Consider the following 19,436-nt stretch of genomic DNA (forward strand, 5'->3'; position numbering starts at 1 on the left):
CAGTAGGATCAGATGGACCGTTTGACCTGTCGGACCGGCGGGCCGTCGATCCAGCTCAGGAACCGTGCGTCGGCGACCGGGCGGGACATGCCGCTGATCAGGGCGCTGTCACGGAAACTTGTCATAATCAAGGTCAGTCGATGGCGGTCCTGTCGGCTCGGATACCACGACCACATGCGACGCCGGTAGACCGGGCAGGGCCATTCCTCGCCGTCGTCGGTGCAGTTCCAGTCCTGGTTGGGTCGGTGTAGGGCGCCCTGGCCTTCGGTTGGCTTGTCGTACTTCATGGTTTGTCACTCCGGTTAGATCAGGTGCACCCGTTCGAGGGATCCGTCGGTATTCCGCAGGGTGAGGCTTCCGTCCCCGTGGTCGATCAGGTCGAGTACCAGGTGGTAGGCGACCAGTGCCCGGTTGATCGTGTCGGTCTTCGTGTCCCTCGTGCGGGCGCACGCCGAGGTGAGTGCGTCGACCGCGCGCGGCGCCAGGTTGACCGTGATCTTCGTGAGCGTCGACCGGTCCGGCTCAGCCACGACGACGCTTACCGATCTCGATCATCGGTACCGTCGGGGCCGGCGGCCGTGTCTTGCGTGACCAGCACGGGCACGAGCACGGTGCCCACGGCAGCCACGACTTCGACCACGGCTTGACCCACCCCCCACACCGGTCGCATTTGCTGTTGTCGCCGCCGCAGTTCATGCACAACGGCCCGTCCGTCGCCGGGGTGAGCGGATCGTCCGTCACCGGGCCTCCGGTGCCACCGGTGCCGTTGTTTGTTGCTCGCGTTGGGCCCAGGCCAACTGGTCGCACCCATCCGGCCGGCACTGCGGGCATCGGCGCTCACCGGCATGGCCCCGGATCGTCTCGTTCACCGCCCACACGATCGCCGCCCGAGTGAGCGGCTCATTCTGCCTACTCACGATTCCCCTTCCTCGATGTCGGTCTGCATTTCGGTGCTCGTGTCCTTCGGAAGGGCTTGGAGGAATTCGATGGCACGGTCCATGTACGGGCATCCGTACTGGGTGCAGTGGAGGCAGACCGGGCGCCACGGGGGTCCCCTGCGGTGTCGTTTCACCTCGGCGCGAGCGATCCACGCCAACGTGCCCACGCTCAGTTCCCCGCTCATCGGTCACCCCGTGTGTTCCGCCGGATGCGCCCGGACATGCCGGGCCCGCCCCGGCCGAGCGGCGGCAGAGGGTGGGCCGGGGCGCCATTGAGGGGGCGTGGACGTGGACCGGGTGGTCCATCCACCGGGGGCGACTCGGGGAACGGGGGCGGCGGGGGAGTGGCGAACGTGAGGCCGGGGCACGGGCTCAGTGCTGCGCAGCGCCAACGCCGCCCGAATGCGCAGTAGCGGGACAGCCGGAGCCAGATCCGGCGATGTCGTCGAACACTCGTCGCCCTGTGGCGCATCCACGCTCCCTCCATTGGGGGCGGCGTCCGGGCTGCGCTACACGCGAGGGGTGGCAGCAACCCGGACACCGGGTAGCCCGATATTGACGAAGAGTGTTGGCGGGCGCAACGACTAAGAGCGAGATTGACGGAAGAATATTGACACTGTCTCATACGATGCGCAGACTCTGTCTCGTATGGAGCAGTCGGAACGCGCTTAGCGCGATTACGTGGGGTGACCATGACAGACGACGCCGGATCGAGTGTTCCTCGACGCCAGCTAGGTCGGTACCTGAAGGAGGCGCGCGAGCAGGCGGGCATAGCCCTTGAAGCGGCTGCCGTCCAATGTGAGTGGAGCCGGGCCCGGATGTACCGCATCGAAGGCGGGCGGGTCTCACTCAGGACGCATGACGTAGACCTGATGTGCAACATTTACGGGGTTGGATCGGAGTTCCGGGAAGTCCTCAAGAGCCTTGCCAAGGCAACCAAGGCTCACGGGTGGTGGCACGCCTACGGCACGGCTGTACCGAGCTGGTTCGAGTTGTACGTGGGGCTTGAGGCGGCAGCGAGCAGGCTCCGGCAGTACGAACCTGCCCTGATCCCCGGACTGTTGCAGCGCCGGGAGTACGCGGCCACAATCCTTGGCTCCCAACCCGGCATGACGGAGGATGCCGTGGGGCAGGCGGTGGCGCTGCGGCTTGAGCGACAACGCCTGTTGGCCCGGCGGCACCCGAAGGCGCCTCAGCTCGACGTGATTCTGCACGAGGTTGTCCTGCTCGGACAGTGGCCCGGCAAGCGGGAGCAGCTGGAGCATCTGATCCAGGCGGGACGGGTGCCGGGCGTGAGTATCCGTGTCATACCGAGCGTCACCCGTCCCGCTCACTGGTCGTTGGCGGGAGGGTTCGTGATCCTGGACTTCCCACCTCTGGGCAGCCGCCCTCCAGAGCCCACCACCGTCTACTCCGAGTCGCTGACGGGGGCCCTGTATCTCGATCGACCGGCGGAGGTGGACACGTACTCTCAAGCGTGGACGATGCTTGAGGACGTGGCGCTGAACCCCCCACGGTCGGCGGCCCTGATTGCGGAGATCAAGGAAGGTAGCAGCGAGCATGAGTGATCTGACCGGCGCCAACTGGCGCAAGAGCACCCGGAGCGGCAGCACCGGGGGCAACTGCGTAGAGGTCGCCACCAACCTCCCCGGCGTCGTTGGCGTCCGGGACACCAAGGACCGTGATGGCGGCACGCTGACCTTCGGGCCGGCGGCGTGGCGCGCGTTCGTCGGGCTGGCAAAGCAGCGGTAACCGCCCGTAGCGGGCACGGGTGTCCTGTCCGCTGACGACTGCGACACGAAAAACGTCATTTCTTTATTCCTTCTCAAGAGAAGCGAACTCTTGAGAGAGAAATAGAGAGTGACGTTTTTTCGTCATCCGCGTCACCGTCCCGGCGGGCTGGCTACGCTCGGCCGCTCGGCCGGCGTCTACGCGGCGTTGTAGTCCTCGGTGCTGTCCTGAGGTGGGTAGACCACCCTCGCCGGGGCGATGCCTTGACGTCCCCGATACCGGGCGCCGGTCTTGACCCGCACTTCGTGCCGACCGTGGGCGGACAGCAGCAGTCGGCCGCCACTCCGACGCCGTTGCCGGGCTACCCGCGCCCCCGCACCCCGCCATCGGGACAGCTCAGGCGAACGTATAACGCATTAATCTCATACATCATCTTTGATGTACGTACACAAAAGAAGTTGTACGATTCAAAAGCGTTAGTTTCCCTGGAGACGCCGGGCTGCCGCCGACCCTGATCAACGTGCTGCACGGTCGTTGCGCTCGGCGATCGGTGTTTCTCAAACACCCTTCGATACAGAGCCGGAGCCACTGGATCGGAAGGGAGTCGGACCGCGATCTCCACGCCAAGCCTTCCGACCAGCCCGGGCGGGCCGACGGGCCAGTCGGGGGCGGGGGCTCAATGGCCTCTGACCCGGAACTCGTTGCCGTCCGGGGTCGGCCAGCACGACGGTGCCGTCCTCACCGATTTCCAGTGGCGTGGCCCCGAGGGTGACCAGCCGGTCGACCTGCGCTTGCCGGTCGCCGTCGGCCGTGAGGTCGAAGTGTTGCCGGTCCGTGGGCCACCGCGACCCTTGGGCGCCTGATCTTGGCGAGAGATATGGCAGGCAGGAAGGCGCCGCCGATGGCTCGGCTGGGCAGCGTTGCGTCCTGGGTCATCAGCCGATCGGATGACCGAAGGCGATGATCGGCTATTTCCATGTGCGACGGACGCCCTGCGACGCTAGGAAGGAGGCATGACCAACGAGGTGACCGTTCCCCTGCTGCCGTGCGCATCCATTGACGACATCGAAACCTTCTACGGAGTTCTCGGTTTCCGCACCACGTACAAGCAACGCAAGCCCAACGCGTGTGTGGGCGTGCAGCGGGAAGACCTGCATCTGCAATTCTTCGAGATCGCCGGATTTGACCCGGAGCAGTCCTATGGCTCCTGTCTCGTACTCACCGCCGACATCGAGGGACTACATCGGGCATTCGCAGCCGGCATGCGCGCCGCGTACGGCAAGGTACTGGTGTCGGGAACGCCGCGGATGACCCGGCCCAGGGCGCGGAAGAACGCCGACGGGTTGGGCGGATTCAGCGTCATCGACCCGGGCGGCAACTGGATCCGCGTCTTTCGGGACGCCGCCGCCACCGCGGCCACGCCGGCCGCCACGCCTGCCGGGCGGCTGGCCAAGGCCCTGGCGAATGCTGTGGTGCAGGCCGATTCCAGGGGAAGCGTCGGACAGGCCGTTCGGATCCTCGACAGCGCGTTGGCCCGCCCGCAAGACGACGACGACCCGGCCGAGCAGGTAGAGGTCCTGGTCTACCGCGCCGAACTCGCGATGGTGCTGCACGATCCAAAGACCGCGGCCGAGATGCTGGCCCGCGCCCAGTCCGTCCCGCTCACGGAAGACGAATTCGAAAGGGCGGCACCCGCTTTCGACAACGCCGCCGAACTCGCAGCAGCACTGCGGTGAACCACCATACGAACGAACGGTCGGCCCGCCTTTTATCCCGCCGGGGATACCCCCGGCGGGATGGTGCAAGATGGGTGATCAGTCGCGCACTCGTACGACGCAGTAAGTAGTGTCGGGGGTCGCCGGGACGGACAACCGCGCGTTGACCGCGTACAGGCTGGAGCCGAAGGAAACCACAGCCGACGGCTCGTCGAGGTCGCGGTCACGGATTACGTCGATCGGTGTGGCCCGCGTCAGCCGCTCGTTGAGGCGGAACTTGGCGATCACATTGTTTCGGTTGCGCACCACATACAGCGTGCGCCCCTCAAGCAGCAGACCGTCGCCATTGCATACCGACACGCCGCCCGTGCTGATCTGGGCGGCCATGCCCGCGCGGGGATCGAAGCAGTAGAGTCGGCCGGTCTTGGCCTGCACGATAATGAGCTTGTCCGCCCAGGCGGCGACGATGCCGGTGTTACAGCCGGTGGGGTCGCCGAGCCCACCCGGCAACCGCAGCGTCCGTACTCCCGATTGTCCGGGCAGCGACCCATTGCGGCCAAACTCGACGCAGTAAACCTTGGCCTTCTTCGAGTCGGTGAAGAACACGGCCTTCTTCGTGGCGGTCACGCCGTCGATGAACCCGCCGCCGAAGTCGTACGTCGCCAGGCATTCGCCGGTCGACTCACGGTAGACAGCCGCCCCGCCCATGTTGCCGCAGGCCGCCCAAATCCGGCCTCGTTCAACGTCCAAACCCGTTGCCTGGGTACCGGACACGGGCGGCACGAGGAGCATCCCGTTGCCGGTACGCAGGTCGGCGCACCAGATGCATCCGTCGGCCATGGAGCTGACGTAGATCTTCGTGCCGGTTCCGCGGGCGATCCCCTCCGGGCAGAACCCCCTCGGTAGGTTGATCACTGAGGGATACCGGCCGTTCCCGTGGTGAGCCGAGGCCGGAGCCGCGGCGATGGCGGCCCCGATGGGCGCGGCAACGGCTGCGGCCAAGAGTGTTCGTCTCTGCACTGTCGTGCTCCTTTTCGATAGGCGAACACATATATGGGTACCTGTGGATCAAGTACCGAGGCCACTTCGCCATTGCTCGACAAGCGACCGAACCGAGCCCGCGTGCCAAACCCGCCGATCGCCGTCGCCGGAGGAGCCGGCGAGCTAATGATCCAAAGAAACCGGCCCGGACCGGCAGGCCGTGCACCCACCCGGCCGAGGGCGCCGTCCCGGTCATCGAGACTCCTCGTGCCCGCAGCGCTTCCGTGGCCCGAGAGGCGCGAAACGATTTGCGCACGCAGACGTCCGTTCACGAGGATGTCGGTGTGACGTCCAGCCCGTGGCCCATGCAGGTCGGCTCGCTCCTCCTACGTGAGGCAGCCGCCGCCGACATGGAGCAGATGCTGTCCTTCCGCAACGACCCCGCGGTCAACCGATTCATGCTCCGAACAAGCGTCGACCCGGAGACGTTTCGGCGGGAGTGGCTCGCGGTGCCCACGAGTGACACCGACTTCTCCTGCGTAGCCGAGTTGGGTGGAACCGTCGTCGCAATGGGCTTCCTCGACATCGTGGACGGGATGGGTCAGCCCGGGATGCCCAAGCGCACCGAAGGGGTTGTCGGGTACATCGTCAAGCCGGACTCTGCGGGCAAGGGGGTGGCAACCAAGGTGGCCCACGGGCTCCTGAGGGCCGCGTTCGACCACCTCGGGCTCCGGCGCGTTACGGCGAGTTGCAACGCCGACAATCCGGCGTCGGCAAGGGTGCTCGAAAAGGCCGGCATGAGACGTGAACAGCACGGCGTGGAGGACTCCTGGCATGCCGACCTCGGTTGGGTAGACGGCTACCAGTACGCGATCCTCGCGCGTGAATGGCATGCAGCACGCGCCGGCTCACCGCAGCGTTCCTAACAGGCTGACCGACCCACGGGGTCACACCGTGCCGGCGAGCGAAATGTCCGGTTCTACCGCGATCCGATCGGCTGCCCGACCGGCTGATTCGGGTGCACGACCCAGTGATGTGGGCGAACCTCACCCGGCATCATGCCGGTGGGACTCGAACTCGGCGGGGTCAGCGCTGCCCGGCCAGGACCTCCCGGGCGATGGTGTCCCGCCGGGCGGCCTCCCGCTCCGCCTCCTCCTGCTGAGCCAGCTCACGGGCGTCGTACGCGGAGCGGGCGGCGGCGATCTCGTTCTGGTGCCCCTCGGTCCAGGTGACCAGCGCGCGGATGGTGTTGTGCAGGGTCGAGCCCAGCGGGGTCAGCTCGTAGTCGACCCGGGGCGGCACCGTGGCGTGCACCGTACGGCGCACCAGGCCGTCGCGTTCCAGGTGCCGCAGCGTACGGGTGAGCATCCGTTGGCTGACCCCGTCGATCGAGCGGCGTAGCTCGGTGAAGCGCAGGCTGCGCCGGTCGAGCAGGGTGATGACCAGCAGGGACCACTTGTCGGCGATCCGGTCGAGGATCTGCCGGACCTCGCAGTCCGCTCGGGTGTCCCACTGGATCAGCTCGTGGTCGGTGGTATCACCGCAGTAACCGGGGGACTTTGAAGTGCCGACTTCCATGCCCACCGATGCTCCCCGACGATGCTCTTGGTTACAAGAGGGAACCGGCAGTCGTCGGAAGAACCGACGCCGGTCCCGCCATCGCTGGAGGAGTTGGCTGGTGTCCATGTCGAATCAGCGGATGGACGGTCGAGCCCGTGCCGTGCTGTTCGTACTCTGCGGGGCGATCTTCCTGGAGGGGATCGACGTCGCGATGCTCAACGTCGCGCTGCCGGCGATCCGGGCCGACCTGGGCCTGAGCACCGGGACGCTCAGCGGGGTGGTCAGCGCCTACGTGCTCGGGTACGGCGGTTTCATGCTGCTCGGTGGCCGGGCCGCCGACCTGCTCGGCCGCCGGCGGATGTTCCTGACCTGGTTGGTCGTCTTCCTCGTCTTCTCCGGCCTCGGCGGGTTCGCCACCGAGGGTTGGATGCTGCTGGTGGCGCGGTTCGTCACCGGTGTCGCGGCCGCGTTCCTGGCTCCCGCCGGGCTGTCCCTGGTGACGACCAACTTCCCCGAGGGGCCGCAGCGCAACCGGGCGCTGGGCATCTACGCCGGCATGGCCGCCGGTGGCTTCAGCCTGGGTCTGGTCGCCGGTGGACTGCTCACCTCGATCGGCTGGCGGTGGGTGTTCTTCGCCCCGGTCATCATGTCGGCGCTGATCCTCGCCGCGGCCATTCCCCTGGTCCGGGACTCCGGTGCGCGGCAACGCCCGGCCGGCGGGTTCGACCTGGCCGGTGCGGTCAGCGTCGCCGGGGCGATGCTACTGCTGGCGTACGGCGTGGTCCGGCTGGAACGTCCCGCCGACGGCAGGGCCGGTACGGCCGCCATGTTCCTCGGTGGCCTGCTGCTGCTGGCCGTGTTCGTGTCGATCGAGCGGCGTTCGGCGAACCCGTTGGTCCGGCTGGGCATCCTGCGCAATCCGACCCTGGTCCGTACCAACGTGGCGGCGCTGCTCTTCCTCGGCGCGTTCGCCGGCTTCCAGTTCCTGGTCACGCTCTACCTACAGGAGTTGCGCGGCTGGAGTGCCCTGCAAACCGGGCTGGCGATGCTGCTGATCGGTCTGGACCTGATCCTGTCCCCACTGCTCGCCCCGCGCCTGGTCGACCGGTTCGGCAACGTACGGGTGCTGTTCGGCGGGTTGCTGCTTGCCGTGCTGGCGTACGCGCTGTTCCTGCCGGTCGGACCGGACTGGACCTACGCCGCCATGGTCCCGACGATGCTCCTGCTCGGCCTCTCCTTCTCCCTGGTCTACGGGCCGCTGACGATGGCCGGGACGGACGGCGTCGAGGAGTCCGAGCACGGGCTCGCCGGGGGACTGCTCTACACCGCCATGCAGTTCGGTACCGCGCTCGGCCTGTCGGCGGTCACCGCGGTCACCGTCGCGGCGCTCGGCGAGCACGACTCACCCGGTGTGGCGCTCGATGCGCTCCGGTCCGCGCTGCTCGTCCCGGTGGCCCTGGTGCTGGTCGGGGCGATCGTCACCGCCTTCGGCCTGCGGGCCGGTCGGGCGGCGGGGACCGGCGAGCCCGCTCCCGTACCGACACCGGCCGAGGTCGCCGGCTGACGGTGAGCGGTCGTCACCCGGCCGGCGACGGGTGTCGTGGTCGCCGGCCGGGGGTATGGGTACCCCGTATGAGTGCAGAGAGCAGTGACCGCAGTCAGGTCGAGCGGCGCGCCGAGTATCTGCTGCCGGAGGAACGGGCGGTGGGCAGCGCGGATCCGCTGGCGCAGGCCGAGGCGATCCTCGCCGACTCCGACCGGCGTACCGCCGGGCTTCCGACGGGTCCGGGATCGGTGGTCGAGCACCGTACCTCGGAGCAGACGGTGACCCCGACGGACTGATCCGTCGGGGGCCGGTGTCGCTTTGATGGTCGACTGGCGGGTAAGACCGGATCGTCGTAGTCTTCCGGCGGCTCGGCGCGGTGCCGGGCTGTCTAAGGAGGACACACGGATGCTGGGACTAGAGAAGAAGCTCTCCAAGGCGTGGGAAGGCAAGAGCGCACAGGAGATCGCCGACGCACCGGTGACCGCCATCGAGGGCGTCTCGGCCGGCGACGCTGAGCTGCTGCTCAAGGCGTTCGGCATCAAGACGGTTCGTGACTTCGGCACCAACAAGTACTTCCGGTGGGCGCAGTCCATCGCGACCCTGGCCGACTGATCGCCCCTACGCCCGACGGTGCGGTGCCGCGCCGTCGGGCGGTGGGCCCTCGGGTCCGTCGGTCCCGGTCAGCGCCGGGTCGCGGCGTCGACCAGGGTCTCGGCGACCGTACGGGCCACCGCGCCCGCCCCGACGTTGCCGTCGAGTTGGGCGGCGACCGACGCGCCGTCATAGAGCAGGACGAGTTGCCGGGCCAGGCCGTCCGGGTCGGTGGCGCCGGCCTCGGCCGCGAGTTGCCGGAAGGTCGACCGGACCCAGCCCCGTGAGGTTTCGCAGACCTCGCCGACCTTGCCGCCCGGGGCGACCTCGGCGCTGGCGTTGAGGAACGCGCAGCCACGGAAGCCGGGTTCGGCGAACGCCTCGCTGAGCGCGTCGAAGACGGCGAGGACCCGCTCGCGGGGGGACTCCACCCCGGCCAGCCAGCGGGCCACCCGCTCCTGCCGGCGGGCGTGCCGAGCCAGCAGGTACGCCTTGATCAGCTCGTCCTTGCTGCCGAACGCGTTGTACAGGGTCGCCTTGGCGACGCCGGCGTGCTCGATCACCCGGTCGATGCCGACCGAGTGCACACCCTCGGCGTAGAACAGCTCGTCGGCGGCGGCCAGCAGGCGTTGCCTGGCCGACGAGCGACCGGTGGTTGTCACGGACATGCTCCGAGATTACTGGACCGGCCGCCCCGGTCGGGGCGCCAGGTGAACAAAACGGTCTGTCTGGTCGCGACGCGCATGTGATCTGCCGGACATGCCGGACCGGGCGGGCCTCCGGCGGGTGTCGAGACGACTCTTTACGCCGTAAGGTAATGTCCCTGCGGGGTAATAGCTTACCCCGTACGGAATTCTGTGGCCCTTTGTGAGCGGAAGTGGAGACGACGCATGCCCGAGGCGACCCTGCACGACGGAAGCACCATCGAGGTGGAGGTGCGCGGGGCGGGACCGACCGTGCTGCTGCCGGTCGACCCGCGCCCGACCGAGGGACCGGCCGCCGACGAGCTGCGCCGCTGGGGAGTCGACCCGGCGCTCGGCCGGAACCTGGTCGACGGGCTTGCCGACACCTTCCGGGTGGTCGCGTTCGACTACGAGGGCCACCTGAAGGCGATACCGAAACCGGACACCCTGACCCCGGACACCATCGCCGCCGACCTGCTCGCCATCGCCGACGCCGTGGGCGCACGACAATTCGCGTACTACGGGTACTCGTGGCTGGCGCTGAGCGGGTTGCACCTGGCACTGCGTACCGATCGCCTGTCGGCGCTGGTCATGGGCGGCTTCCCGCCGATCGACGGCCCGTACGCGGAAATGCTCGCGGTCACCACCGCGACCCACGCGCTGGCGTCCCCGACCCCGGCCGACCCGGTCGTGAACCAGCCGGACGCCGTCGCCACCGACGACACCTGGACCGGGGCCGGCGACGTCGACTGGTCGACCGTGCAGGTGTCGCTGACCGAGGCGCAGACCCGGCAGTTCATGACCCTGTACCTGGCCCTGCGCGGCTTCGACGACCAGGCGGCCCAGGAGCGGATCACCTGCCCCCGGCTCTGTTTCGCGGGCTCGGCCGACCAGATCCCGTACGGCGAGCGCTGGGGCGGCGTGACGGTGGACATGGCCGGGCCGCTGGTGAACCGGCGCGCGGAGCTGGAAGCCCTCGGCTGGCGGGTGCGGGTGCTCGACGGGCTCGACCACACCGCCGCCATGCAGCCGGCGAACGTGCTCCCGGTCATCCGCCCGTGGCTTGCCGAGGTGCTGACCGGCCACTGATCCGCCGCCGGTGGGGCGCCGACCGGTCACCGGAAGCGCAGTATCTTGGTAACTCCGTGCCGGGTCCGGCCGGGCGGATCCACGGGTCCGGGAAAATCGTCGGGGGAGGCAGCCGCGTCCAGGGAACCGGAGCGCAAGCTCATCGCCTCGAACAAGAAGGCGCGGCACGACTACGAGATCCTCAAGACGTACGAGGCGGGCATCGCCCTGCTCGGCACCGAGGTCAAGTCGCTGCGGGCCGGACGGGCTTCACTCGTGGACGCCTTCGCCCAGGAGCTGAACGGCGAGCTCATGCTGTACGGGCTGCACATCGCCGAGTACGCGTACGGCACCTGGACGAACCACCAGCCGCGCCGAACCAGGAAGCTGCTGCTCCGGCGTACGGAGATCAACAAAATCCTGGACCGGGTACGCGATCCCGGCCTCACCCTCGTACCGTTGTCGATCTATTTCAGTAATGGGTGGGCGAAGGTCGAACTCGGCCTCGCCCGCGGCAAGCGGTCCTACGACAAGCGGCAGACCCTGGCCGAGCGGGACGCGAACCGCGAGATGGCCCGCGCCCTGAGCCGCCACCTCAAGGGCCAGAGCCGGCAACGGACCTGACCGGGGTGGGAGGCGGCCGGACCGCACCCCACCCCGATCGTTCGACTAGCGGACCGACCAGCGCTGCGCGGCGCTGCCGTTGCAGGTGTAGAGCTGCGCCAGGGTGCCGTTGGCGGTGCCGCCGCCGGCCGCCTCGACACACTTACCCGAGGCGGGCACCACGAGCGAGCCGTCGGTGCCGAAGGTGAAACGCTGCGCGCCGGTGCCGTTGCAGGTCCAGATCTGCACCTTCGTGCCGTTGGCGGTGCCGCTGCCGGAGATGTCCAGGCAGCGGTTGCCGTAGACCTGCAACTCACCGCTCGCGGTCCGGGTCCACCGCTGGTTGGTCCCGCCGTGACAGTCCCAGAGGTGCACCTGCGCGCCGGCGACGGTGCTCACCCCGGAAACGTCTAGGCACCGCCCGGACTGCGGGTTGACCAGCGACACCGGGGTGCCGACCGGCGGCGCGCCCGGCGGGGTCAGACTTCCCGGTACGGATTGCAGCGCGGTGAACCAGCGGGCCGCCATCTTGTCGTAACCGGCGGCGTTCGGGTGCACCCCGTCGGCCAGGTCGGCGGTCGTCAGCGCCGAGAACATGTCGACCAGGTGGGTCCGGGGCCCCTTCTGCGCCACGATCCCCGGGATCGTGGCGTTGTACGCCTGCACCCGCGCCTGGAGCGTGGGATTGGTCTCCGGGGTGATGGTGGCGACGAACAGTTCCACCGTGGGCGCGTTCAACCGGATCTTGTCGATCAGCGCGGAGAGCCGGGCCGGTGCGTTCGGCACGTCGTAGTTCTGGTTCATGTCGTTCGTGCCGATGTGCAGCAGCACCGTACGCGGGTTGGTCGCCTGGAGCCAGCCGACGATGTTCGCGTCGAGCTGGTCGATCCGCCAGCCGGAGTGCCCCTCGTGGTCGTGGTCACCCAGACTCGCCGGCCCGTTGAAGCCGGACCCGACGAAGTCGACGGTGTGCCCACCGTTGACGAAGCGCTGCCACAGGTTGATCCGGTACCCGCCCGGCACGTTGAAGCCGTCGGTGATCGAGTCACCGAGCGGCATGACCCGTACCCCGCCGTTGGATTCGGCCAGCGCCACGGGCGCCGCCTGGGTCGGGGCCGACCGGGCGGGGGTGGCCTGCACCGGAATTGCCTGGGCCAGGGCGAGACCGGTGGTCAGGGCGAGTCCGAGGCCGGCGGTGGCGAGCCGGCGTCCGTTCCATCGCATGGGTGGTCCTCTCGTCGGAGCCGACCGGGGACGGTGGCGCGAAACACCGCTGGGCTAGAGCGGAAGCGCCGGTACGGTCGGCTGTATCGAGACTTCGCGATGGCCGCGGTCCGGCGCGAGCCCATCGGCGGTGCGGAGCCGACGAACGCCGTCGCCACTGCGCCGAACGGTCCACCGCCATCGACGGCCGGCACGAATTTTGCGGGATTGGTCGATCGGCGACGAACCTGTAGCAGGCGGCGTCCGGACTCGGTCATGTGCTCGCGCAGTGCGTCCGAGCCGAGGGACCCGGTACGCCAGGAACACTCCGACATGAGCCACCAACTGCCGTCCGGCTTCGACACACTCGACCTCATCCGGCCGATCCACGTCGTCTCGCTCGTCGCCCTGGGGCTCTGGCTGATCGACAACATGCAACTCGCCGAACTCGCCGGGGTGTGCGCAGCGGAAAAGCGCTGGGAGTTCCTGTTCACGATGCTGCCGTGGCGCTTCGTCGGCGTCACGTCAAGCGCCACCAACCCGGTCGCCATGTTCTAGTGCCATTTGTGCTCGTCAATTCGATCCTGCCGACCACGTACGGCGCGTGGAGCAGTGGCGCCGGTCCGGGCAACCGGGTGGATCGGCGCATCCGCGAGTTGGGCGCGGTAGGTGTTGTGTGAGCGGTGGTCAGACCGCCGTGGGACCGGCCGATGGCTTGCGCTGCCCCCGCCGGCCGACCGGTACGGGGGACGGGACGTCCGGCGGTCAGCCGCGTTTCATCAGGCGGCCGACGGCGGCCATCATCTCGGTCGCCATCTCGTCGGCGTGTCCCTCGGCGGCGCCCTCGTGCATGCAGTGCCGGGCGTGGCCGTCGAGCAGGCCGAGCGCGACCTTGTCCAGGGCGGCCTGGACGGCCGAGATCTGGGTCAGTACGTCGATGCAGTAGCGGTCGTCCTCGACCATCTTCTCGACGCCACGAACCTGCCCCTCGACGCGTCGTAGCCGGGAGAGGAGCTGGTCCTTGCTGGCGGTGTAGCCACGGGTCGGGGGAGGGGCTGGAGTGGTCATCCCTCAACTGTAGCTAACCCCCAGGGGGTATGTTACGGTCTCAGTCCAATACCTCCGGGGGGTATACCTCGGGGGGCTGACGCCGAGGAGGTGCGGGGGATGCGAGCCGACCGGACCGCCGCGACCGACTTCAGGTCGCTGACCGGGCGCGGCGTCCGCGCCACCGTCGAAGGCCACGAGTACGCCGTCGGCGGCCCGGCCCTGCTCCGCGAACTCGACGTACGGGTGCCGGACGAGCTGGTCGCCACCACCGACGGCTGGTCGCGGCGGGGTGCCGCCGTGCTGCACCTGGTGCGGATCGGCGACGGGTCGGCCGAGGCGCTGGGCGCGACCATCGTGGTCGCGCTCAACGCCCAACTGCTGCGCCGGGTCCGTCTCAGCTCCGAACGGCAGTGACGGCCGTGGGCCCGGCCGCCGTCGCGGCCGGGCCCACACCGGACCGGGTTACCGCCCGAGTCCGGTCACGTCCACCAGGTTGGCGCCGGCCGGCGGTGCGAACAGTTTCTCGTCCACGGACTCGGTGAACTTCACCAGTTCCAGCGACACCCGCTCACCGGTGTTCGAATTTCCGGAGAACGACGCCAGTACGCCGGACTCGGTCACGCAGACCGAGAAGTCCTGGAGCAGCTCGTCCGTACCGCCCTGCGGGTCCTTGATCCCGGTGACGTCCGCGCAGAGCGAGTCCTGTCCGGCGATTCTCTTCTCCGAGGTGTCCACATCGGTGTTCGGCACGATCGCGGCGGCGGCCACCAGACCCAGGGCCAGTTCCGGGGTGACGAATCCGGGCCCGGCCACCCCGGCGACGACCGCGGCGTCCGGCCCGGCCGAGGCGTTGTTCGGCGCCTGCTGGCACTCGGTGCCATCGCAGATGATCATGAATTCGGGGGTGGTGACCAGCCGACCGTCGCCGTTGACCAGGACCGACCTGGGCGGCTGCTGGGCAAGGGTGATGCTGGTCTGCTCGGCGCCGACAAGCCGGTACTCGGCGGTATAGGTCAGTTCGGCGGCCTTGCCGAGCCGGTCGGCGAACTCGGAGAGCGCGCCGGCGGTGTCGACGGCGTTCTGCACGGTGCTGATGACGCCGCATCCGGCGCCCAACGCGACAACGGCGGTGAGGCTGACGAGCAGGCCGGCGACGCGGCCACGAGACGAGGTCATGCCCGTTACTGTGCGACCGGCGAGATCTCCCCGACCGGGTACGGACCGTACGCGGCACGAATCCGGGAGAACCACCGCCCGATCGGTGAACGGGGCCCGGTGGCGGGTGACAATGCCAGGATGAGTGGGCAGGCACAGCCGGACCGGCAACCCGGTACGCCCGCACACCCCGTACCGGCCTGGCGGCGGCGGCATCCGGGTGAGCACCGCTGGCCGGTGACCCTGGTCATCGCCGCCGCGATAGTGCTGCAACTGGTCACCCCGCCACAGCTCGCGTTCAGCCCGAGGTGGCTGCTCCCCGCCGTGGAGGGGACCCTGCTGGTGGTCCTGCTGGTGGTGAACCCATTCAGGATGAACCGCGAGTCCGCCGCCGTACGCGTGGTCGAACTCGCGCTCGTCGCGGTGGCCACGATCGCCGTGATCTGGTCCGCCGGCCGGCTGATCATCCTGCTGGTGGCCGGTGCCCGACCGGAGAACCCCGGCACCGTCCTGCTCAGCGGGGCGGCCATCTGGCTGACCAACGTGATCGTCTTCGCGCTCTGGTACTGGGAACTCGACCGGGGCGGGCCGGCGGCGCGGGCGAACGTGCGGCGCCCGTACCCTGATCTGCTCTTTCCGCAGATGACCGCCGCGGACCTGGCGCCGCACGACTGGCGGCCGGTCTTCCTCGACTACCTGTACGTCGCGTTCACCAACTCGACCGCGTTCAGCCCGACCGACACGCTGCCGCTCAGCCGCTGGGCCAAGACGGCGATGATGCTCCAGTCGGCGGTATCACTGCTGGTCGTGGCACTGATCATCGCCCGTGCGGTGAACATCGTCACCTGACCCCACGCGGTAATTGCGTTGAGTGATCCCGGATTTCCGGCCAGGCTGGAGGCTCCGCCCACGACGTCCGGGAGCTTTTCGATGCGCCTGCTCCGCGATCTGTGGGCCACCTCACCGCGCCGGGTCGCGGCCGTGGCCTGCCTCATCGTGCTCGGTGCCGCCGGACAGGCCGCCGCGTCGGCGCTGGCCGGGCCGGTGCTGCTGAACCGTTCGACCACGCTGTTCGCGGTGCTCGCCGTGTCGCTGGTCGTCGCCGTGCTCAGCGACCTGGTGGTGGGCCTGGTCACGGCCGGGTTGACCGCCGACTGGGCCGCCGACGTCCGGCGCCGGCTCTGCCGGGTCGCCCTCGGACAGGACCTGCCGCGACTGGAGACCACGCCGGTCGGGGAGTTGCTCGACCGGATCGACGGCGACGTCTACCAGGTCGCCGCCGAACTGCGCGGCAGCGGCGTACGGATCGCGCAGATGCTCACCGTCGGGCTGCTGTCGATAGCCGTCGCGGTCGGCGTCTGGTGGCCCGCCGGAGTCGCCATGCTGCTGCTCGCCGCGCTGCTGGCGGTCGGCCTGGCCAAACCGACCCAGCGGATCGGACCGGCCAGGATGGGGGAGGAGGAAGCCTGGTCGGACCTGGCCGCGGTGATGGAGGAGTCGATCCACGGCCAGGACGACATCCGCACCAGCCTGGCCCGGCCGTACGTGCTGCGGATGTACGCCCAGCGGGCCAGCCGGGTCCTCGCCCGGGGACGGATCGTGTGGGTGCTGTCCGCCCGGGTCACCACCGTCGCCGTCGGCGTCACCCGCGCCGGCATCGCGGCGGTCGTGGTCGGCGGGGTCTGGGCGCTGACCACCGACCGGATCGACGGCGCCCGGCTGACCGCCGTCTGGCTGCTCGCCCTGGCCTTCGGCGCGACCGTCGAGCACGTCAGCCGAATGGTGCCCGAGTTGCAGTACGCGCTCGGCGCCTGGGGCCGGGTGCAGTTGCTGCGCGACTCACCGCAGGAGCCGACCGGCGGCAACGCCCCGGTCGACGGCGACCTGGAGGTACGCGGCCTCACCTTCGGCTACGGCACGGCCGAGTCGGACAGCGGACGCCGGCTGGCCCTGCGGGACGTAGACCTGACCTTCACCCGAGGCCACTCGTACGCCCTGATCGGGCGGACCGGCTCCGGCAAGTCGACCCTGGCCAAGGTGCTCACCCGGGCCGTCGACGTGCCACGGGGCGCGGTCTTCCTCGGCGGGGCCGACCTGTGCGACCTGGACATCGAGGGACTGCGCCGATGGATCGGCGTGGTTCCGCAACGGACCGAGATCCTGGCCGGGACGCTGGCCGAGAACGTCGCCCTGTTCGACCCCGACCTGCACGAGTCGGCCGCCCGAGCGCTGCACGAACTGGGCCTGATCGCCTGGGTGGCCGACCTGCCCGACGGGATCGAGACCAAACTCGGCGAGGGCGGACACGTGCTCTCGGCCGGACAGGAGCAGCTGGTCGCGTTCGCCCGGATCCTGGTCCGGGACCCGCACGTGGTGATCCTCGACGAGGCCACCGCCCGGATGGACCCGGTCACCGAGTCACGGGTGCAGGCGGCCACCGAACGACTGCTGCGCGACCGGATCGGGATCGTCATCGCGCACCGGCTCTCGTCGGTCCAGCGGTGCGACGAGGTGGTGGTGCTCGCCGACGGCGAGGTGGTCGAGGCCGGACCGCTGCGCGAGTCGGAGCGCTTCGCCCGGCTGCTCGCCAGCACCCAGGACACCCTGCACACCGAACTGGAACCGATCCGCCGGGTCGAGATCGGCATCGGCGCCGGAGGTGTCGGGGGCGGTGCCGGCGGGGCGGGTGTCGGGGGCGGTGCCGGCGCGGTCGGTGGCGGGCTGGCGCTGGCCGTACCCGACGGCGACACCCGGCTGCGGACGGAACCCGCCCCGGCCCTCACCCCCGTGCCCTCGAACGGGGTCGGCACGGCCGTGGTCGACCAGCCGTCGGTCACCCCGGGCGTCGTACGGGCGAAGGCCGAGCCGCCGCCGCTGCCCGAACCGGCGCGTGCGCGTACGGTGCGGGAGATCTTCCGGCTGGCCGGCAACGACCCCCGGTTCGGGCTCGGCGCGCTCGGCATGTTCCTGTTCATGGTGCTGCTCGGGCTCGACGGTGCGGTGCTGCCGTGGCTCTGGGCCGACCTGGTCAACGGCATCGGCGACCCGTTCTGGCCGTCCGTCGGGATCGTCGCCGGGCTGGTCGTCGTCGTGCCGATGTCGTACTACACCGGGCGGTGGTTCCCGGAGTGGTGGGTCCGGCAGATGCTGCGGATCAGCCTGCGGCTGGTGCACGGACAGACCGGCGCGCGCCGGGTCAGCTCGCACACCCCGGCCGAGGTCGTCGCCCAGGGCGGCGACACCGAACGGGTGGTGATGCTGGCCGACAACCTGCTCGACCAGGCGGCCTGCTTCGTACTGCTGATCTCGATGACCGTGGTGTCGGGCACGCCCGTACCGGCGCTCTTCTTCGGCGGCACGATCCTGTTCTCCGGGCTGGCCGCAGCCCTGTTCGGGCCGCTGCTGGAACGGTCGGCACGCAAGACGGTCGCCGCCCGAGCCGCGTTCGCGACCGCGCTGGTCTCGTCGCTGTCGGCGGCCCGTACGGTGAAACTGGCCGGCGCCACCCGGTCGGTGCTGGACCACCTGGCCCGACTCGACATCGTCCGCAGCGACCGGCAGCGCCGGGAGATCTCGACCCAGGTGTGGGCCCGGTCCACCCCTTCGATGATCGGCGGGCTGCTGCCGATCGCCGCCTGGGCGCTCTACCTCAACGGTTCGCTGTCGTCGGGCGCGACCCTGGTGGCGGTCTCCACCCTCGGCGCCGTGCGCTGGTTCGCCTGGACCACGGCCTCCCTGGTCTCGCAACTGCCGTCGGCCCGGGTCTGGACCCGGCGTACGGTCGCGATGACCGGGGTCGGGGCGTACTCGACGATGGTGCCGGGGGTGGACCTCTCCGAGGGCAGCGCCCCGGCGCCGGAGGTGGCGCCCCGGCACCCGCTGCGCCGGCTGGACCTGGTCGGCTTCAGCGCCGTCCACGAGGACGGGACGGTCGGCGTGCACGACGTGGACCTGACCGTCGAGACCGGACAACTGGTGCTGGTCGTCGGACCGGTCGGGGCCGGCAAGTCCTCGCTGCTGCGGGCGCTGGCCGGGATCGTGCACCACACCGGGGCACTGCGTTGGAACGGGCACCCGGTCACCGAGCCGGAACTGTTCCTGCGCCCCAACCAGGTCGGGTACGTCGCCCAGCTCCCACGGGTGCTCTCCGGCACGGTCGCCGACAACATCCGGCTCGGACACGAGGTGGACGCCGTCGACGCGGTCTCGACCGCCCAGCTGGAGCACGACCTGGCGGCGGCCGGAGGCGGACTCGGACTGCTCATCGGGCACAAGGGAACGCGGCTGTCCGGTGGACAGTTGCAGCGGCTGGCCCTGGCCCGCGCCCTGGCACCGCGTACGGAGTTGCTGATCGCCGACGACGTCTCCTCGGCCCTGGACGTCACCACCGAACTGGAACTGTGGCGGGCGTTGCGCGGCCACGGGGTGACCGTGGTCGGATCAACCTCGAAACGAGCCGCACTCGCCCAGGCCGACCACGTACTGGTCCTGATCGACGGCACAGCAGTAGCCCAGGGAACCTGGCAGCAGCTAGCCCCCCACTGGAGCCACCTAGCCGGCTAACCCTCCCCTCCCTCCCCTCCCCCTCCCCCTCCTCCCCCCCCCTCCCTCC

Annotated in this window: 22 protein-coding genes; 13 read left to right on the plus strand and 9 right to left on the minus strand. The window is 69.6% G+C overall.

Annotation, left to right across the window (positions count from 1 at the left end):
* Positions 1–8: 8 nt before the first annotated feature.
* Together OG792_RS09015 and OG792_RS09020 are read right to left on the minus strand one after the other, a co-directional pair.
* Entirely contained in the window at positions 9–287 is a 279-nt protein-coding gene (locus tag OG792_RS09015) for a hypothetical protein (protein WP_329108768.1), read from the minus strand.
* Positions 288–302: 15 nt separating this feature from the next.
* Positions 303–530: a hypothetical protein gene (locus OG792_RS09020; RefSeq protein WP_329108769.1), complete on the minus strand. Its 228-nt coding sequence runs from the start codon at positions 528–530 to the stop codon at positions 303–305.
* A 1,100-nt stretch (positions 531–1,630) separates the two neighbouring features.
* On the opposite strand from OG792_RS09020, the gene OG792_RS09025 reads away from it, so the two are divergent.
* Both OG792_RS09025 and OG792_RS09030 read left to right on the plus strand, forming a co-directional pair.
* On the plus strand, positions 1,631–2,506 hold the full coding sequence (locus OG792_RS09025) for a helix-turn-helix domain-containing protein (protein WP_329108770.1): 876 nt from the start codon (positions 1,631–1,633) through the stop codon (positions 2,504–2,506).
* A complete protein-coding gene (locus tag OG792_RS09030; RefSeq protein ID WP_329108771.1) occupies positions 2,499–2,690 on the plus strand; it encodes a DUF397 domain-containing protein in 192 nt (63 codons plus the stop codon). Before OG792_RS09025 ends, OG792_RS09030 begins: the two co-directional genes overlap by 8 nt.
* Before the next feature lie 536 nt (positions 2,691–3,226).
* Here the strand turns inward: OG792_RS09030 and OG792_RS34650 are convergent.
* A complete protein-coding gene (locus OG792_RS34650) occupies positions 3,227–3,553 on the minus strand; it encodes a VOC family protein (protein WP_442932455.1) in 327 nt (108 codons plus the stop codon).
* 129 nt (positions 3,554–3,682) lie between these two features.
* Here OG792_RS34650 and OG792_RS09035 point away from each other — a divergent pair, with 129 nt between their 5' ends.
* Positions 3,683–4,405, plus strand: a complete 723-nt coding sequence (locus tag OG792_RS09035) for a VOC family protein (protein WP_329108772.1) — start codon at positions 3,683–3,685, stop codon at positions 4,403–4,405.
* Positions 4,406–4,483: 78 nt separating this feature from the next.
* Here the strand turns inward: OG792_RS09035 and OG792_RS09040 are convergent, their stop codons facing one another.
* Positions 4,484–5,404 carry a superoxide dismutase gene (locus tag OG792_RS09040; RefSeq protein ID WP_329108773.1) on the minus strand — a complete coding sequence of 307 codons (921 nt, stop codon included), beginning with the start codon at positions 5,402–5,404 and terminating at the stop codon, positions 4,484–4,486.
* Positions 5,405–5,709: 305 nt separating this feature from the next.
* Between OG792_RS09040 and OG792_RS09045 the strand changes: the two genes are divergently transcribed.
* Positions 5,710–6,291 (plus strand): GNAT family N-acetyltransferase, encoded by a 582-nt coding sequence (locus OG792_RS09045; protein ID WP_442932392.1) that lies wholly within the window; start codon positions 5,710–5,712, stop codon positions 6,289–6,291.
* A 160-nt stretch (positions 6,292–6,451) separates the two neighbouring features.
* Here the strand turns inward: OG792_RS09045 and OG792_RS09050 are convergent, their stop codons facing one another.
* Positions 6,452–6,943, minus strand: coding sequence for a winged helix-turn-helix transcriptional regulator (locus tag OG792_RS09050; RefSeq protein WP_329111170.1), 492 nt, complete (start codon positions 6,941–6,943; stop codon positions 6,452–6,454).
* Positions 6,944–7,049: 106 nt separating this feature from the next.
* Between OG792_RS09050 and OG792_RS09055 the strand changes: the two genes are divergently transcribed.
* The 3 genes from OG792_RS09055 to OG792_RS09065 all read left to right on the plus strand — a co-directional run bounded on the left by OG792_RS09055 (position 7,050) and on the right by OG792_RS09065 (position 9,083).
* Complete coding sequence (locus tag OG792_RS09055) at positions 7,050–8,489, plus strand: MFS transporter (protein ID WP_329111171.1); 1,440 nt, start codon at positions 7,050–7,052, stop codon at positions 8,487–8,489.
* 68 nt (positions 8,490–8,557) lie between these two features.
* A complete protein-coding gene (locus tag OG792_RS09060; RefSeq protein WP_329108774.1) occupies positions 8,558–8,767 on the plus strand; it encodes a hypothetical protein in 210 nt (69 codons plus the stop codon).
* Positions 8,768–8,876: 109 nt separating this feature from the next.
* Complete coding sequence (locus OG792_RS09065) at positions 8,877–9,083, plus strand: hypothetical protein (protein ID WP_329108775.1); 207 nt, start codon at positions 8,877–8,879, stop codon at positions 9,081–9,083.
* Between the two features lie 68 nt (positions 9,084–9,151).
* On the opposite strand, the gene OG792_RS09070 is transcribed toward OG792_RS09065, so the two are convergent.
* Positions 9,152–9,730: a TetR/AcrR family transcriptional regulator gene (locus OG792_RS09070; RefSeq protein WP_329108776.1), complete on the minus strand. Its 579-nt coding sequence runs from the start codon at positions 9,728–9,730 to the stop codon at positions 9,152–9,154.
* 222 nt (positions 9,731–9,952) lie between these two features.
* Here OG792_RS09070 and OG792_RS09075 point away from each other — a divergent pair, with 222 nt between their 5' ends.
* Together OG792_RS09075 and smpB are read left to right on the plus strand one after the other, a co-directional pair.
* Positions 9,953–10,834, plus strand: coding sequence for an alpha/beta fold hydrolase (locus OG792_RS09075; protein WP_329108777.1), 882 nt, complete (start codon positions 9,953–9,955; stop codon positions 10,832–10,834).
* Between the two features lie 45 nt (positions 10,835–10,879).
* Entirely contained in the window at positions 10,880–11,437 is a 558-nt protein-coding gene (smpB, locus tag OG792_RS09080; protein ID WP_329108778.1) for an SsrA-binding protein SmpB, read from the plus strand.
* Between the two features lie 45 nt (positions 11,438–11,482).
* On the opposite strand, the gene OG792_RS09085 is transcribed toward smpB, so the two are convergent.
* Positions 11,483–12,640 carry a ricin-type beta-trefoil lectin domain protein gene (locus tag OG792_RS09085; protein WP_329108779.1) on the minus strand — a complete coding sequence of 386 codons (1,158 nt, stop codon included), beginning with the start codon at positions 12,638–12,640 and terminating at the stop codon, positions 11,483–11,485.
* A 312-nt stretch (positions 12,641–12,952) separates the two neighbouring features.
* On the opposite strand from OG792_RS09085, the gene OG792_RS09090 reads away from it, so the two are divergent.
* Complete coding sequence (locus OG792_RS09090) at positions 12,953–13,177, plus strand: hypothetical protein (RefSeq protein ID WP_329108780.1); 225 nt, start codon at positions 12,953–12,955, stop codon at positions 13,175–13,177.
* Positions 13,178–13,384: 207 nt separating this feature from the next.
* Here OG792_RS09090 and OG792_RS09095 read toward each other — a convergent pair whose 3' ends face one another.
* Complete coding sequence (locus tag OG792_RS09095; protein ID WP_329108781.1) at positions 13,385–13,687, minus strand: metal-sensitive transcriptional regulator; 303 nt, start codon at positions 13,685–13,687, stop codon at positions 13,385–13,387.
* Between the two features lie 99 nt (positions 13,688–13,786).
* Here OG792_RS09095 and OG792_RS09100 point away from each other — a divergent pair, with 99 nt between their 5' ends.
* Positions 13,787–14,083: a hypothetical protein gene (locus OG792_RS09100; RefSeq protein ID WP_329108782.1), complete on the plus strand. Its 297-nt coding sequence runs from the start codon at positions 13,787–13,789 to the stop codon at positions 14,081–14,083.
* 48 nt (positions 14,084–14,131) lie between these two features.
* Here the strand turns inward: OG792_RS09100 and OG792_RS09105 are convergent, their stop codons facing one another.
* Entirely contained in the window at positions 14,132–14,845 is a 714-nt protein-coding gene (locus OG792_RS09105; RefSeq protein WP_329108783.1) for a hypothetical protein, read from the minus strand.
* Between the two features lie 120 nt (positions 14,846–14,965).
* On the opposite strand from OG792_RS09105, the gene OG792_RS09110 reads away from it, so the two are divergent.
* Both OG792_RS09110 and OG792_RS09115 read left to right on the plus strand, forming a co-directional pair.
* The gene (locus OG792_RS09110) at positions 14,966–15,673 is read left to right on the plus strand and encodes a hypothetical protein (protein WP_329108784.1); all 708 of its coding nucleotides are present in this window, start codon (positions 14,966–14,968) and stop codon (positions 15,671–15,673) included.
* A gap of 81 nt (positions 15,674–15,754) precedes the next feature.
* Positions 15,755–19,387, plus strand: a complete 3,633-nt coding sequence (locus OG792_RS09115; RefSeq protein ID WP_329108785.1) for an ABC transporter ATP-binding protein — start codon at positions 15,755–15,757, stop codon at positions 19,385–19,387.
* Positions 19,388–19,436 lie beyond the last annotated feature (49 nt).

Origin of the sequence: Micromonospora sp. NBC_01699 (assembly GCF_036250065.1) — a bacterium.
GTDB lineage: Bacteria > Actinomycetota > Actinomycetes > Mycobacteriales > Micromonosporaceae > Micromonospora_G.